The sequence below is a fragment of the Kitasatospora sp. NPDC048239 genome (assembly GCF_043202015.1).
GTDB lineage: Bacteria > Actinomycetota > Actinomycetes > Streptomycetales > Streptomycetaceae > Kitasatospora.
This window is the reverse complement of the sequence record NZ_JBICZP010000003.1, coordinates 678,231-692,710: the sequence shown is the minus strand read 5'-3', so window position 1 is coordinate 692,710 and position 14,480 is coordinate 678,231. Positions and strand designations below refer to the sequence as shown.

Genomic DNA, 14,480 nt, shown 5'->3' with positions numbered 1-14,480 from the left:
ACTGCGAACCTACACGGCCTTCCGGCACCCCCAGGTTCCCGCCCGCCTCGCCCGCCCCGGCCGCCGGACCGCGCCGGCGCGTAGTCCCTCACGCGCGTTCGACCCGGATCGGATCCCCCGGCCGGACGGTGCGCAGCACTCCGGCGTCCCCGTCCAGCACGCCGAGAAGGTTGCACGGACCGGCCAGTCGGCACTCGCCGTCCCGGGAGATCGGCGTCGGGCCGTAGGGCAGCGCCAGGCTGTCCCCGTCCGTCCAGAACGCCACCGTGCCGGGCTCCACGACCTGCTGGGCGCCGACCTCGCGGGGCACGCTGACCGGGGTCTCGAAGTAGACCTCCTCGCCCCAGGTGCTCGCCGAGGAGCTGATCGGGAGCGCGGCCCAGAGCGCGTCGGCGGTGGGCGTGGGGTCGAGTGTGGCGGTGGCCTGCCCGGCAGGCCACAGAATGCGTATCCGCATGGGATGTCCCTCTTGTCCGACGAGGATCCGATCGTCCGGAGACGGATCGGGCCTGGTCGTGCCAAGAGCAGGGAATCGCCCAGCTCAACAGTTTGTCAATGCCGAAGGCCCGGGGATCCGACCGCCACAGGGCTCGGAGCACCGGGAAACGCCGGACCACCGGGACGGCTCCAGGGCGTCAGGGCTCCCGGAGGCGTGCGAGCACCGGGCCCGTCAGACCGCCGCGGTGTCGGCCGAGACCGGCCAGCTCATCCGGATCAGACCACCCTCGGCTCCGTTGGTGACCTCCAGGTCCTCCACCAGGCCGGTGATGACGGCGAGGCCCAGGGTGTCCTCGTCCGGATCCGCGGCCTCGGCGCTGCCGGAGGCCGGAACCGTGGCGGGGCCGGCCTCATCCTCGACCTCGATGAGGAAACGCTTCTCCTGATCGGTGAGCGCCACCCGGACCGCGCCGGTGATACCGCCGCGCTGGTGCAGCCCGACGGCACGGGAGCACGCCTCGCCCACGGCGAGCCGCACCTCGTCGAGCACCGACTCGTCCACCCCCGCGCGCCTGGCTACTGCCGCGGCGACCAGCCGGGCCGTTCGCACGTGCTCGGGAAGCGCGCTGAATCGAAGTTCGACGGTTGCCATCTCTCCCCCTCGGGGTCCTTCGACCGGGGCCGGACACGCGGCCCCCGCGGGCCGGTGGACACCGGCCCTGGGGCGACCGGGACCAGCCGGGGCCCCAAGGCCCCGGCCGCCCGGACGCATGAATTCGGGCGGGCCGACCGGTACGGCCGGCCCGGCCACGTCAGTCGGTCGAGTTGACCGCGTCCTCCACGGAGGTGTGGATCGGGAAGACCTTGGTCAGACCGGTGATCCGGAAGATCTTCAGAATGCGCTCCTGGTTGCAGACCAGGCGCAGCGAGCCCTCATGGGCGCGCACACGCTTGAGACCGCCCACCAGCACACCCAGGCCGGTCGAGTCGAGGAAGTCCACGCCCTCCATGTCGACGACGAGGTGGTAGTTACCGTCGTTGACGAGCTCGACCAGCTGCTCCCGCAGCTTCGGGGCGGTGTACACATCGATCTCGCCGCCAACCTCGACGACCGTGCGATCGCCGACTGTACGGGTCGACAGGGACAGGTCCACGGAACCTCCAGCACCTTGCCTTGCTACGTCATTGCGATCCTCGGCCGGACGGCCGCCACCGCATGGTCGCGAGCCCCGGGCACGCCCAGCCAACGCGTGGCAAGCCTCAGCGCTGCGACCCCCGGCCGTACGGCCGTCACGGCCACATTCAACCACCTGCGACCATGACCGCACGATGGCTTACGACGATTCTCCGTCACGCCGGTGACACACTGGGTCCTCATGCCGCCCCGTCACAGCCTGCCCGAGGCACTGCTCGCGAGCCTGTCCGCCACCCGAGGGCGGTCAGACCGGCTCACCCATACGGAGCACCTTCCCGCCCGACCGGCCCGTTATTCGCCCTGGCCCGACTCGATCCGACCGGAGATCGTGGCATCCGCCCTGGCCCTGGGCGTGGAACAGCCCTGGGCCCATCAGGCGGAGGCCATGAAACTGGCCAAAACCGGCCATACTGTGGTGATCGCCACAGGTACCGCCTCGGGCAAGTCGCTCGGCTACCTCGCCCCCGTGCTCAGCGACCTGCTGGAGGGCACCGAGGCCAGGAACGGACGCGGCGCCACCGCGCTCTACCTCGCCCCCACCAAGGCGCTCGCCGCCGACCAGCGCCGCCGGGCCGCCGAACTCGCCCCGCCACGGGTCCGGGCCGCCCTCTACGACGGCGACACCCCGCCCGAGGAGCGCGAGTGGGTCCGCCAGTACGCCTCGTACGTGCTGACCAACCCGGACATGCTGCACCGCGGCATCCTGCCCGCCCATCCGCGCTGGGCCTCCTTCCTCAAGACGCTCCGCTACGTGGTCGTCGACGAGTGCCACAGCTACCGGGGCGTCTTCGGCTCGCACGTCGCCCAGGTACTGCGACGGCTGCGCCGGATCTGCGCCCGGTACGGCTCCTCGCCCACCTTCATGCTGGCCTCGGCCACCACCGCGGACCCGGCCGCCACCGCCCGGCGCCTCACCGGGCTGCCGGCCGAGGCCGTCACCGAGGACGCCTCGCCGCGCGGCCCGATGGTGTTCGGGCTCTGGGAGCCGCCGCTCACCGAGAACGTCGGCGAGCACGGCGCGCCCGTCCGCCGGACCGCCACCGCCGAGGCCGCCCATCTGCTGACCGACCTGGTCGAACAGCAGACCCGCACCGTCGTCTTCGTCCGCTCCCGGCGCGCGGCCGAACTCGTCGCCCTGCAGACCCAGGACCAGCTCGGCCGGCCGCTCGCGGACCGGGTGGCCGCCTACCGCGGCGGCTACCTCGCCGACGAGCGCCGGGCCCTCGAACGCGATCTGCACACCGGCCGGCTACTGGGCCTCGCCTCCACCTCCGCTCTTGAACTCGGGGTCGACATCTCCGGCCTGGACGCCGTCCTGATGGCCGGCTACCCCGGCACCCGGGCCTCGCTCTGGCAGCAGGCCGGGCGGGCCGGGCGCGAGGCCCAGGGGGCGCTGGCCGTCCTGATCGCCCGGGACGATCCGCTGGACACCTACCTGGTGCACCACCCGGAGGCCCTGTTCGCCACCCCCGTCGAGGCCACCGTGCTCGACCCCGACAATCCACACGTCCTCGCCCCGCACCTGTGCGCGGCCGCCGCCGAGCTGCCCCTCACCGACAGCGATCTGGAACTGTTCGGCCCGTCGAGCGGCCCGCTGCTGCCGATACTGGAGCAGCGCGGACTGCTCCGCCGCCGGACCGACGGCTCCTGGTACTGGACCCGCCGCGAACGGGCCGTCGACGCCGTCGACCTGCGCGGCGGCGGCGGCAACCCGGTGCAGATCGTCGAGTCCCCGACCGGCCGGCTGCTCGGCACTGTGGACGCCTCCGCCGCCCACACCACCGTCCACACCGGAGCCGTCCACCTCCACCGGGGGCGCAGCTACCTCGTCCGGGAGTTCGACCTGGACAACTCGGTCGCCCTGGTCGAACCGGCCGATCCGCCCTACACGACGGCCGCCCGCGACATCACCTCCATCTCCGTGCTCTCCACCGACACCACCGTCGAGTGGGGCGAGGGCCGGCTCTGCTTCGGCTCCGTCGAGGTGGTCAACCAGGTGGTCGGCTACCTGCGCAAGCGGATCTCCACCGGGGAGATCATGGGCGAGACCAAACTCGACCTGCCGCCCCGCACCCTTCGCACCCGGGCGGTCTGGTGGTGCGTCACCGAGGACCAGCTGCTCGACGCGGACATCCTGCTCGACCAGCTGCCCGGCGCCGCCCACGCCGCCGAGCACGCGTCCATCGGCCTGCTGCCGCTGTTCGCCACCTGCGACCGCTGGGACATCGGCGGAGTCTCGGTGCCGCTGCACCCCGACACCCATCTGCCCACCGTGTTCGTCTACGACGGCCACCCCGGCGGAGCCGGCTTCGCCGAGCGCGGCTTCCACCGGGCCCGGCAGTGGCTGACGGCCACCCGGGACGCGATCGCCTCCTGTGAGTGCGAACGCGGCTGCCCCTCCTGTGTGCAGTCGCCCAAGTGCGGCAACGGGAACGACCCGCTGGACAAGGCCGCCGCCGTCCGACTGCTGGAGGTGCTGCTGGCCGGCGCCCCGGCGGCGGAGGAGCCGGGGGAAGCGGGAGCGGGGTCGCCGACCGAGGCGGGGGCGGCGGCCGAGGCGAACCCCGGCCCGGCGAAACCGAGCGGACCGGAGCAGAGTCGGCCAGACGACCCCGCCGACCAGCAAGGCCCCGCCGACCAGCAGGGGCCCGCCGACCAGCAGGGGCAGGCCACCGAAGGCTCATGAGCCACCCGCCGTCCCGGGCTGGTCGTCCGCCGCGGTGACCGCGCCCCGGATCGGTCCGGCCCGGGCCCGGGCGCGCGCCGGACGGACCACCAGGCGCACGGGCAGCGCCCCGACTGGTACTTCGGTGACCACCTCGACGGTGTCCTCCTCCCGGTCCACCGTGCAGGCCGCCACCGTGACCGCCTGCGCGGCGGCGATCGCGGCCGCCCGACCGCAACCGCCGTCCGGGTCGATCAGCAACCGGCCTGCGGCAGCGAGCGCCGCCAGGTCCGCGGCGGACTCGGCCCGGTGCCGCGCCCCGATCACCGCGCCGACCGAGAGCGTCGCCGTGAACACCGCACAGCCGAGCACGGCGAACGCGACCAGCCAGACCGTCGCGGAGCCCGCGTCTGGCCCTCGCCCCGCTGCGGCGGTGCGGGCCGTGCGGGCACCCGTCGCCCGTCGCAGCGCCTCCCTCACCGGACTCAGGAGGGCCATGGCCCGGCACCTCCTCCGCCGCCCGCCAGGGTGTCCTCCCGCGCCGCCACGGCAGCTGCACCCAGCCGCACCGAGAGGAGCGCGGCGAGCTGCCCGGGAGCCGGGCACGGCGCGTCGACGGTGACCCGGACGGTGTCGGCGTCCACCGCGACCCGTACGTCCGCTCCGGGCGGGGCGGCCGAGCGGGCGAGCGCCGCGGGATCCGCCTCCCCGCGCGCCGCCGCTCTGGCGCCGACACGTGCCGCGTCCACGCAGCGGATCTGGGCGGCGGCCGCGAGCACCGCCCAGATCAGCATCGCGGCGAGCAGCACCAGCGCCGGCAGGGCCACCGCGGTCTCCGCCGTGGCGAACCCCGCATCGCCCCCGCGGCGGCACCTGATCGACCTGACCGCCTTGGCCGCGCAAGGGCCGTCACGCTGCATGAAGCGCCCGCTCCAACAGCTCGGTCAGCGCACCGGTGACGGCCTCGCTGGTCACCACCTTGTACAGGCCTGCGGCCAGGGCACACGCCCCGAGCGTGCCGACCGCGTACTCGGCCGTGGTCATTCCGGCATCCGACCTGCTCCTGCGGCGGGCCGCCCGCCGGATCCGGCCGGCCGCCAGGCGGCCCCGGCGACGACACAGCCCGAGCAGGGGCCGGGCCGGGCGCCCGGTGACGGGCCTGGGCGTGATCACTACAGCCATGTTCTCTTCTCCTCCGTGTTGGCGGCGCGGACTGCCGCGCCACTGCGATGTACGACCCGGCCGACTCCGACCAGGCTTCACTGCGGATGGATTGATGCCGCCTCACATCCCCTTCGCGAAGGCGGCGGTGAGGCCGATCACCACCGGGACGACGCTGATCAGGACGAACGCCGGGAGGAAGCAGAGGCCCAGCGGCGCCGTGGCGATCACCCCGGCGCGGCGGATCCGGGTATGCGCCGCCCGGCCGGCCGCAGCCCGCCTACCGTGTGCCAGCCCGGCCAGCGCCTCCGCCGCCGGAGCCCCGCTGAGGCTCGTCCTGACCAGACAGCGGGCCAGCGGCGCCAGCGCCGGGCGTTCCTCGCCGAGCCTGGTCCAGCAGACCTCCGGTGGGGCGCCCATGGCCAGTTCGGCCGAGATGGCCACCAGCCGGGGCCCCATGGGTGCTCCCACGCTCCGACCGACCGCCCCGACCGCCAGGGCCGGCGAGGCTGCGGACCCAAGGCAGGCCGCCAGCAACTCGGCTGTCAGCGGAAGCTGCCGGGTCAGTCGCTCCTCATCCAGGACGGCCCGCCGCTCCTCCGGGGAGCGGGCCCTGGCGAGCCACCGGCACAGACCCCCGGCAAGCAAGGCACCCGCTGCCAGACCGCCTCCGCCGCCCAGCAGCAACGCCAGCCCGAACCCAGCGCCGACCGCGACCGCCACCCGCCCCGAGCGCGCCGAGTGACCCGAGCGCCCAGCCGTCGCACCCCGCCCCCGAGGCCCGCGCGACGGCCACCCGGCGAGCCCTCTCGTCCACCCGGCCCACCCCAACGGACCCTCTGGCGAACCCTGTTCACCAGACACCCGGCCGCTCCAGGCCGTCGCCCGCCTACGCCGTGCCACAGCCCTCGCCGCCCACTGCCGCAGGAGCAGCGCCCCGGCCGCCACCACCAGCCCCGGAGCGGCCCATTCGGCTCCCGCGCTCACCTCGACATCACCTCCGACCGGAACGCACCGCTCGGCACACCGCCCCGAGCCCGTGTCCGCGAGATTCCGCATCGCCAACCGCCGACGCCCAACCGGTCGCGCCCACCGTCGACCGGACGCCCACCGCCCGCAGCGCCGCCCAGGGCTCCCGCCGAGGCCGCCCGGACGATCCGCGCCATCCAGGCCAGGCCCACCACCTCCAGGGCCACCCCGGCCGCCAGACAGCCGAGTCCGGCCGTCGTGTGCAGCAGGACGTCCACCGGCCGGGCCCCGAGCGCGACTCCGAGCACCAGCCCGGCCGCGGGCAGCACCGCCAGGACGGCGATCGTCGCACGGGGCCCCGCCAGCTCGCCCTCGATCTCCTCGGAGAGCGTGTGCTCGCCCCGCAAGGCCTCGGCGACCCGGTCCAGCCCCGCCGCCAGACCGGATCCGCTGTCGGACGCGACCTGCCAGCACGCCGCGAGCGCGACCGCCCCACTCCCGCCCGGCAGTTCGGCGAGAAGCAGGAACGCCGCGGGCACGTCCCCGCCGTACCGGCCGGCCGCGAGCCGTGCCACCGGCTCCTCCCCGAGCCGGCGCAGCGCCTCCCGGTCCGCGGCAATCCGGGTGGTCACCAGGTGCAGCGCCTGTTCGGGCGTCGCCCCGCTCCGCAACTCCCCCGCCAGCGCTGCGCAGAGGTCGACCACCGCCGCACCGCGCAGGCGGGCCGACCGGGCCGCTCCACGGCGCAGCCGCCAACCCCGCAGCGGGAGAACGGCCAGCGCGGCGGCGAGCACCGGAACCGGCGAGACCGTCACCGCCCCCGCCGCCAATCCGGCCGGGAGGAGGAGCAGTTCGGGCACCAGCCAGGCCGGCCGACGACCCGCCACCCGGCCGGGCCGAGCCGCCGCCCGATCCAACCTCACGCCCGGACCGCCGTCCTCGCCCACCAGCAGCAGCCGTGATCGCCTCACCCCGGACACCTGACGCTGCAGTGCACACCACCCGGCCACTGCCACACCGCAGAGCACCAGCGCCCAGCACAGCGCCAGTTGATCCCTCGCCATGTCACCCTCCTCCTCGTCGTCGGCTCCTCCGGCCCCACGGCCCGAGCAGGGCCAGGGCACCTGTCACGCATCCGCCCAGCAGCAGGACGAACACCACCTCCGCCTGGCGGGCGCTCGCCGCCACCAGGGCCGCCACGGCCCCCATCACGACGGCCCGCCCGCGAGCGTCACCCCGCGAGCCGCAAGCAGCCGCACAAGCCGCTCCCAGCCCGCTCCCGGCACCGTGGCACCACCCGCCGTGAAGGCCACCGCCGGAACGGTGACGGCAAGGCCGTCGCGGTCGCCGGCCAGCGTGTGGATCTCGGACACCCGCCGCCGCCCCGTACCGGGATCCCGGACGAGATGCACCACCAGGTCCAATGCGGCCCTGAGTTGGCTGTGCAGCGACGGGCGGTCGAGCCGCGCCAGCGATCCGAGCGCCTCCAGTCGGACCGGGACGTCGGCCGCCGTGTTCGCGTGCACGGTGCCGCAGCCGCCCTCGTGCCCGGTGTTCAGGGCGGCCAGCAGGTCCGAGACCTCCGCCCCGCGGACCTCCCCGATGACGAGCCGGTCGGGCCGCATCCGCAGCGCCTGGCGGACCAAGTCCCGCAGTGTCAGCTCGCCGAGCCCCTCCTGGTTGGGAGGTCTGCTCTGCAGGCGGACCACATGCGGATGGGCGGGTCGCAGCTCGGCGGAGTCCTCGGCGATGACGATCCGCTCGTCCGGCGGGACGAGGCCGAGCATCGCGGCGAGGAGCGTGGTCTTCCCCGTCCCCGTCCCGCCGCTGACCAGGAGCGACAGCCTCGCCCGCATGATGCCCGCCAGCACGTCGGCGCCCTCCTCGGGCAGTGCCCCGCCGGCCACGAGTTCGTCGAACGTGAACGGGCGGGGGCGGCAGACCCGCAGGGAGATGTGGGTGCAGCCGGACGCGATCGGCGGCAGCACGGCGTGCAGTCTGGTGCCGTCCGGCAGTCGGGCGTCCACCCAGGGCCGGGCGTCGTCGAGCCTCCGGCCGGCCGCCGTGGCGAGCCGGTGGGCCAGCCTGCGGACCGCTTCGGCGTCGGCGAACCGCACCCCGGTGGCCCGCCGCAGGCCGCCGCCCCGGTCGACCCAGACCTCCTCCGGGCCGTTGACCAGGACGTCCGTGACATCGGACGCCGCCAGCAGCCGGTCCAGCGGGCCCGCACCCACCAGTTCGGCGCGCAGCGAGCGCACGGTGTCCAGGACTTCGTCGCCGCCGAGCGGGGGCCGGGAGGCCCGCAGCGCGGCTGCGACGGACCCGGCCGTCGGGGCCGCACCGGACTCGGCCAATCGCAGCCGCACGGCGTCCACCAGCGCCGCCGCGCGCTCCTCCCGGGCCGTCCGCCCGTAGGGGTGCGGATCCTGCCCCGTTCCAGGCTCCCGGGCCCGTCCCGCGACCGCGGAACCCACGGTCGGCAGAATCACCGACGACCTGTCACCGGCACTTTCCACCATGCCGTTTCTGCGCAGACGGACCATCAGTACACACCTCCTCCGACCGCCGGCACCGGCGGCAGCACCTCGTCCAGGAAGGTCGCGCAGAAGCGCGCGAGCGGGCCGCTCTCGCGGATCCCGGGCGGCACGCCCCGCTCGGCGTCGAGAGCCAGCCCGGGCTCCGGCGGCAGCTCACCCGCGAGACGTAGCCGCAGCCCCTGAGCGATGACGTCAGCCCGGAGACCTGCGGGCCGCACCGGGCGCACCACGGCCCGGACGTCGCCCAGCCGCATCCGCGCGGCCGCCGCGACCCGATCGGCCGCCGCCACCGCCCGCAGCTCGGCCGGCACCACCAGGAGTGCCAGGTCGGACTGCTCCAGGGCCTGCCCGGCCGCCGGGTCGAGATGGCGTGCCACGTCGACCACGACCAGCCCGCCACGCCGGCGGGCGGCGGCCAGCACGCTGCGCATGGCCCCGGGCGGCACGGTCAGCGTGTCGCCCCGGTCCCACGAAAGGCAGGACAGCCCCGTGAGCCGTTTCATCGCGGGCAGCGCCTTGGCCAACTCGGCACCGCTGACCCGGCCCCTGGCTCCGGCCAGGCCGGGCCAGCGCAGTCCGCCCGCCATCTCGCCGCCGAGCAGGATGTCGAGCCCTCCGCCCAGCGGATCGCCGTCGATGAGCATGGTCCGCCGACCGGTCCTGGCCGCTGTGACCGCGAGCGCACAGGCGAGCGTGGATGCTCCGGCCCCGCCCCGACCGCCGAGCACCGCGACGGTGAGCGCCGCCGCCCCGACACCCTCGGCCGCGTCGGCGATCCGGTCCAGCAGCCAGCCCTCGGCGTCGGGAAGGAACAGCACGTGCTCGGCGCCGAGTTGAACAGCCCTGACCCACACCTCGGGGTCGTCGAGATCCAGGCCGAGCAGCAGCACCCCGGTGCGGCGGGGCAGCCCCGCACACCTCCCGGCCTGGTCGTCGCCGACCAGGACGAGCGGCGCCGCCTCCCAGAGCCCTCGCGGCGGCGGGGCGCCCCGGATCAGCCGCGGCTCGGTGCCGGCCGCCGCGCAGATCCGCAGCAGGTGCTCGGCGAGCCCCTCGTCCTCGGTGACGACGAGCGGGCCGGCGGCCTGCGGACCGTTGGCGGTGGTGTGGTCGGTGGTCGGTGTCGACATGGCGGCTCCCCTGTGAGGCACCCGTCCGCGGGAGACGGGACGGGTGCGGTCCGGACGGTTCCGGCAGGCGATCGCCCGGTGACCCCGTACAAGGGCCGGCAACCGCCGCCGGACATCACGGTGGAGGTCGATCCGCATTCCGTCAGCCCCGTTCCGAATCCCTGTGGACAACTCGGGGGCTGTGGACAAGAACGTTCACCCGGGTGGGGGGCTATTGAGCAAAGAATTGACGGAAGGGGCTCACCGAGGAGAGTCGGCAGTCGATTCACCGCAGCCCGGACCACATCCGCCGCAGCCTCCTCACCCCCGGCACAGGGGCACCGGCGGGCCGCCCTCGGGGCAGCACAAAGCCGTCGGCCACCATGAGTAACCGACAACACAGAGTGACGAAAGTAAGAAGCGGGCGCTCGGGCCGACACCCCCTGTACGCCGGAACCCGGCCGACGGCGGAACCCTCCGCGAGCGGCCTTCAACCCCTGAAAATGGCCCCGGACGTGCGACGACCCCCGCCGGGGGGGAGAGCGGGGGTCGTCTATCCACGGCCCGACTCGGGGGGGAGGAGCCGGACCGGGTTAGCACGGTCGCGAACGATCCGTGACTTCCATGGTGTACCCGAGCGGCCAGAAACACAAACCCGCACGCCCATGAGTACGCCGAATGGCGGGGTGTTTTGCACGGCCCTCTATCCTCGGTTCCCGTGGACACCACCGAGAACGCCGACGAGTACGCCGACGAGTCCCCGGACGGCACCGCCGAGTCCGGTGGAACCCCCTCGGCCGCCCCCGCGCCGGAAACCGCCGGCCCCGCGCAGATCCCCGCCGACGCCGGTCCGGACGCCCCCGAAGACCCCGCCGGGCCCGCCGTGACCCGGCCCGCCACGCCGCGCGCACGCCCGACCGGCCCCCGGACGGCCGCGTTCTTCGACCTGGACAAGACCATCATCGCCAAGTCGAGCGCGCTGGCCTTCAGCCGCCCCTTCTACCAGGGCGGCCTGATCAACCGTCGGGCCGTACTGCGTAGCGCGTACGCCCAGTTCGTCTTCCTGGTCGGCGGCGCGGACCACGACCAGATGGAGAAGATGCGCGAGTACCTCTCCGCGCTCACCCGGGGCTGGAACGTCCAGCAGGTCCGCGAGATCGTCGCCGAGACGCTGCACAACCTGATCGACCCGATCATCTACGACGAGGCCGCCTCCCTGATCGAGCAGCACCACGCGGCCGGCCGCGACGTGGTGATCGTCAGCAGCTCCGGCTCCGAGGTGGTCGAGCCGATCGGCGCGCTGCTCGGCGCGGACCACGTGATCGCCACCCGCCTGAAGATCGAGGACGGCTGCTACACCGGCGAGATCGAGTACTACGCCTACGCCGAGAACAAGGCGGCGGCCATCCGCGAGTTGGCCGAGCGGGAGGGCTACGACCTCGCCGACTGCTACGCCTACAGCGACTCGTCCACCGACCTGCCACTGCTGGAGGCGGTCGGCCACCCGTCGGCGGTCAACCCGGATCGCGCCCTGCGCAAGGAGGCGGTGGCCCGCGAGTGGCCGGTGCTGGTCTTCGACCGCCCGGTGGAACTGCGGCGGCGGCTCCCGGAGTTCTCCGCGCCGAGCGGCTCGGTGCTGACGGCCGTGGCGATCGGCACGGCGCTCGTGACCGCCGGGGTGATCTGGTACGCGGCGCGGCGCCGCCGGCCGGCCGCCTAGGGCCCGGCCGCACCACCCGCCGGAAACACACCGGGCGGCCACCGCCACGACGGGGCCGCCCGGCTTCGCCCACGCCCCCTCCCGGCCTCGCAAAAACGGACATAGCCCAGTGTTTGGGATGGAGCGGGCAAAAGCCAAAGACTTCTCGTTTCGGGTTCCCCTTTCGCCCGAAACGCGATACAAATGAAGCACGGCCCGCGAGACCCGGTCAGGACCGAAGAGGTCAAACCGACAACGCAGTTCAGGCCCCACGGACCGCACGTACAGATAGTCGAGCACCCACATGCAGCCGACCCGCTGTCGGGCCGCCGCACCAGACGAACGGGCAGGATCCCCGTCTGATGGGCACTTCCGGTGCATGCATGGTCACCCGGCACCTGTACCAGCGGCGGCACCCGGCAGGATCAGGTGCCGCCGCATCCGTGTGCCCGGGTCCGAATCCGAACCCGGGCTCGCGCCACCGCAGCGCGAAGAGCCGCAGTCGCCGCACGGAAGGGCGCCCGAGGCGCCCGGGCCGGCTCAGACCATGCCGCGCTGCATCGCCTCGCAGACCGCCGTGCTCTCCCGCGTACCCAGGCGCAACGCCCGTCCGCAGTGCCCGATCCAGGCCGCCAACCCCTCCGGGGTGCCGGCCAGATAGCCCGCCAGCGCCCGCCGGTAGGCATCCGTTCCGAGCTCCGCGAGACCGACCTCGGCCGGGCAGATCGACTTCGGGTCGAGCCCCTCCGCGATCAGCACGATCCGCTGCGCCGCACGCGCGATCACGCCGTTGTGCGAGGCGAACGGCCGCAGCGCCAGCAGCTCCCCGTGCACCACCGAGGCAACCACCAGGGCCGGTGTCCCCACCCCCTGCCCCTCGGCGCGGGCGACCAGCAGCCGGGAGAGCTGGTCCAGCCGGGCCGCGACCTCCTCCGCCCCCGGGGCCGGCGGCAGCTCGGCCACCGGACCGTCGGGCGCCGCCTCGACCCCGATGCCCTCCGCCGACGCGAGGTGCAGCGGGAAGAGCTCGTCGGCGGCCTCACCGGCCTGCCGGGGCCGCCCGGCCGCCGCGTCGGCGTCGCCGACCGCCAGCAGGTGCAGCCGAGCCAGCACCTGGAGCGGCGAGTGCCGCCACACGCTCAGCAGCTGTCCGGCCTCGGCGGCGATCCGCAAGGCCGCGCCGACCGTCCGGGACTCCTGGTCCGCGCTGAAGTCGCTGCGGCGCCGGACCTCCTCCAGCGGCCAGTCGGCCCCGGCCAGCGCCGCCGAGGCGCGGGCCCCACGCAGGGCGGACTCGGAGGTGACCTCGGCCGCGCGGCGGCGCATCACCCGGTGCCCGTAGAGGCGGTCGACGGCCTTGCGCACCTCGGCCACCGCGTCGGGCACCCCGGGGAGCTGGGCCAGCGGGGCGAGGGGATCTGTTCCAGTGCTCACCTACCCGAGAGTAATGAACCGGAGGGCACTCCCGGAACAGCAACCCCGCATCACCCGTTAGAGGCAATCCTCACTTCCCTCCGGCGACGAGCCCCAAACCGCGGATAGCATGAGCACTATCGGAGACGATAACGATTTCCAATTCTGGAGATCGTCAGCCTCGGCGCACTCGGCGCAGCGCAGGAGGCCCCGAGCAAGAGGCCCGACGCGAGGGCCCCAGAGCGAGAGCCGGAGTCCCAGATGAAGATCGCCTTCGTCGGCAAGGGCGGCAGCGGCAAGACCACGCTGTCCTCACTGTTCATCCGCCACCTGGCCGCCGCGGGGCGCCCGGTCATCGCCGTCGACGCCGACATCAACCAACATCTCGGCCCGGCACTCGGACTGACGGATGCCCAGGCCGCCGAACTGCCCTCGCTCGGCGCGCACCTGCCCGAGATCAAGGAGTATCTGCGCGGCGGAAATCCGCTCATCGGCTCAGCCGAGGAGATGATCAAGACCACGCCGCCCGGCCGGGGTTCACGCCTGCTGCGGATCGTCGAGGAGAACCCGGTGTACGCGGCCTGCGCCCGCCCGATCGCGCTCGACGAGGGGTCGGTCCGACTGCTGGCCACCGGCGCGTTCACCGAGGAGGACCTCGGTGTGGCCTGCTACCACTCCAAGGTCGGCGCGGTCGAGCTGCTGCTCAACCACCTGGTCGACGGCCGGGACGAGTACGTGGTCACCGACATGACGGCGGGCTCCGACTCCTTCGCCTCCGGCCTGTTCACCCGCTTCGACCTGACCTTCCTGGTTGCCGAGCCGACCCGCAAGGGCGTCTCGGTGTACCGCCAGTACAAGGACTACGCCCGCGACTTCGGAGTGCGGCTGCACGTGGTCGGCAACAAGGTGCAGGGCCCGGACGACCTGGACTTCCTCCGCCGCGAGGTGGGCGACGACCTCCTGGCCACGTTCGGACACTCCGACTGGGTGCGTCGTCTGGAGCAGGGCGCCGAGCCGCCGCTGCGGGCACTGGAGGCGGGCAACCGCGAGGTGCTGGAGCGGCTGCGCGCCGAGGCCGACGCCGCGTACGACCAGCGGGACCGGCACCGCTACACCGAGCAGGCCGTCCTCTTCCACCTCCGCAACGCCGAGAGCTGGGCCAACGCCAAGGTGGGCATCGACCTCGCGACCCAGGTGGACCGGGAGTTCGTGCTGGGCGGCGAGCACCCGGCCGCCGCGGGCGTGCCCGCCTGACCCGGCCACCACCTGGCCGCCACCCACCCGGCTCCCGACA

14 protein-coding genes are annotated in these 14,480 nt (G+C 74.1%); 3 read left to right on the top strand and 11 right to left on the bottom strand.

Annotated features, from left to right (window positions below; genetic code table 11):
- Positions 1-88: 88 nt before the first annotated feature.
- The 3 genes from ACGFZP_RS11010 to bldG form a co-directional block, all read right to left on the bottom strand.
- A complete protein-coding gene (locus tag ACGFZP_RS11010; RefSeq protein ID WP_392930877.1) occupies positions 89-457 on the bottom strand; it encodes a cyclophilin-like fold protein in 369 nt (122 codons plus the stop codon).
- A 213-nt stretch (positions 458-670) separates the two neighbouring features.
- Entirely contained in the window at positions 671-1,090 is a 420-nt protein-coding gene (locus ACGFZP_RS11005) for an ATP-binding protein (RefSeq protein WP_392930875.1), read from the bottom strand.
- 160 nt (positions 1,091-1,250) lie between these two features.
- Complete coding sequence (bldG, locus tag ACGFZP_RS11000; protein WP_387949816.1) at positions 1,251-1,592, bottom strand: anti-sigma factor antagonist BldG; 342 nt, start codon at positions 1,590-1,592, stop codon at positions 1,251-1,253.
- Positions 1,593-1,814: 222 nt separating this feature from the next.
- On the opposite strand from bldG, the gene ACGFZP_RS10995 reads away from it, so the two are divergent.
- The gene (locus tag ACGFZP_RS10995; RefSeq protein ID WP_392930873.1) at positions 1,815-4,319 is read left to right on the top strand and encodes a DEAD/DEAH box helicase; all 2,505 of its coding nucleotides are present in this window, start codon (positions 1,815-1,817) and stop codon (positions 4,317-4,319) included.
- On the opposite strand, the gene ACGFZP_RS10990 is transcribed toward ACGFZP_RS10995, so the two are convergent.
- The 7 genes from ACGFZP_RS10990 to ssd all read right to left on the bottom strand — a co-directional run bounded on the left by ACGFZP_RS10990 (position 4,314) and on the right by ssd (position 10,095).
- The gene (locus ACGFZP_RS10990) at positions 4,314-4,796 is read right to left on the bottom strand and encodes an Rv3654c family TadE-like protein (RefSeq protein WP_392930871.1); all 483 of its coding nucleotides are present in this window, start codon (positions 4,794-4,796) and stop codon (positions 4,314-4,316) included. The two genes, ACGFZP_RS10995 and ACGFZP_RS10990, sit on opposite strands and share 6 nt — an antisense overlap.
- Entirely contained in the window at positions 4,784-5,125 is a 342-nt protein-coding gene (locus tag ACGFZP_RS10985; RefSeq protein WP_392930869.1) for a TadE family type IV pilus minor pilin, read from the bottom strand. Before ACGFZP_RS10985 ends, ACGFZP_RS10990 begins: the two co-directional genes overlap by 13 nt.
- Positions 5,126-5,207: 82 nt before the next feature.
- Positions 5,208-5,342, bottom strand: a complete 135-nt coding sequence (locus ACGFZP_RS10980; protein WP_392930868.1) for a DUF4244 domain-containing protein — start codon at positions 5,340-5,342, stop codon at positions 5,208-5,210.
- Positions 5,343-5,582: 240 nt separating this feature from the next.
- Positions 5,583-6,518 carry a type II secretion system F family protein gene (locus ACGFZP_RS10975; protein WP_392930866.1) on the bottom strand — a complete coding sequence of 312 codons (936 nt, stop codon included), beginning with the start codon at positions 6,516-6,518 and terminating at the stop codon, positions 5,583-5,585.
- Positions 6,443-7,492: a type II secretion system F family protein gene (locus tag ACGFZP_RS10970; protein ID WP_392930864.1), complete on the bottom strand. Its 1,050-nt coding sequence runs from the start codon at positions 7,490-7,492 to the stop codon at positions 6,443-6,445. Before ACGFZP_RS10970 ends, ACGFZP_RS10975 begins: the two co-directional genes overlap by 76 nt.
- Positions 7,493-7,636: 144 nt before the next feature.
- Positions 7,637-8,902: a TadA family conjugal transfer-associated ATPase gene (locus tag ACGFZP_RS10965; protein ID WP_392930862.1), complete on the bottom strand. Its 1,266-nt coding sequence runs from the start codon at positions 8,900-8,902 to the stop codon at positions 7,637-7,639.
- Between the two features lie 68 nt (positions 8,903-8,970).
- Positions 8,971-10,095 carry a septum site-determining protein Ssd gene (ssd, locus tag ACGFZP_RS10960; RefSeq protein WP_392930860.1) on the bottom strand — a complete coding sequence of 375 codons (1,125 nt, stop codon included), beginning with the start codon at positions 10,093-10,095 and terminating at the stop codon, positions 8,971-8,973.
- An 862-nt stretch (positions 10,096-10,957) separates the two neighbouring features.
- Here ssd and ACGFZP_RS10955 point away from each other — a divergent pair.
- Positions 10,958-11,794: an HAD family hydrolase gene (locus ACGFZP_RS10955; RefSeq protein ID WP_392931037.1), complete on the top strand. Its 837-nt coding sequence runs from the start codon at positions 10,958-10,960 to the stop codon at positions 11,792-11,794.
- A gap of 519 nt (positions 11,795-12,313) precedes the next feature.
- On the opposite strand, the gene ACGFZP_RS10950 is transcribed toward ACGFZP_RS10955, so the two are convergent.
- Complete coding sequence (locus tag ACGFZP_RS10950) at positions 12,314-13,207, bottom strand: oxidoreductase (protein ID WP_392930858.1); 894 nt, start codon at positions 13,205-13,207, stop codon at positions 12,314-12,316.
- A gap of 240 nt (positions 13,208-13,447) precedes the next feature.
- Here ACGFZP_RS10950 and ACGFZP_RS10945 point away from each other — a divergent pair, with 240 nt between their 5' ends.
- Positions 13,448-14,440, top strand: a complete 993-nt coding sequence (locus tag ACGFZP_RS10945; RefSeq protein WP_392930857.1) for an ATP-binding protein — start codon at positions 13,448-13,450, stop codon at positions 14,438-14,440.
- Positions 14,441-14,480 lie beyond the last annotated feature (40 nt).

Excerpts from the sequence above, each read along its gene's own strand:
- ACGFZP_RS11010 (WP_392930877.1), bottom strand. The coding sequence starts at position 457 with ATGCGGATACGCATTCTGTGGCCTGCCGGGCAGGCCACCGCCACACTC.
- ACGFZP_RS11005 (WP_392930875.1), bottom strand. The coding sequence starts at position 1,090 with ATGGCAACCGTCGAACTTCGATTCAGCGCGCTTCCCGAGCACGTGCGA.
- ACGFZP_RS10995 (WP_392930873.1), top strand. The coding sequence starts at position 1,815 with ATGCCGCCCCGTCACAGCCTGCCCGAGGCACTGCTCGCGAGCCTGTCC.
- ACGFZP_RS10990 (WP_392930871.1), bottom strand. The coding sequence starts at position 4,796 with ATGGCCCTCCTGAGTCCGGTGAGGGAGGCGCTGCGACGGGCGACGGGT.
- ACGFZP_RS10980 (WP_392930868.1), bottom strand. The coding sequence starts at position 5,342 with ATGACCACGGCCGAGTACGCGGTCGGCACGCTCGGGGCGTGTGCCCTG.
- ACGFZP_RS10975 (WP_392930866.1), bottom strand. The coding sequence starts at position 6,518 with ATGCGGAATCTCGCGGACACGGGCTCGGGGCGGTGTGCCGAGCGGTGC.
- ACGFZP_RS10970 (WP_392930864.1), bottom strand. The coding sequence starts at position 7,492 with ATGGCGAGGGATCAACTGGCGCTGTGCTGGGCGCTGGTGCTCTGCGGT.
- ssd (WP_392930860.1), bottom strand. The coding sequence starts at position 10,095 with ATGTCGACACCGACCACCGACCACACCACCGCCAACGGTCCGCAGGCC.
- ACGFZP_RS10945 (WP_392930857.1), top strand. The coding sequence starts at position 13,448 with ATGAAGATCGCCTTCGTCGGCAAGGGCGGCAGCGGCAAGACCACGCTG.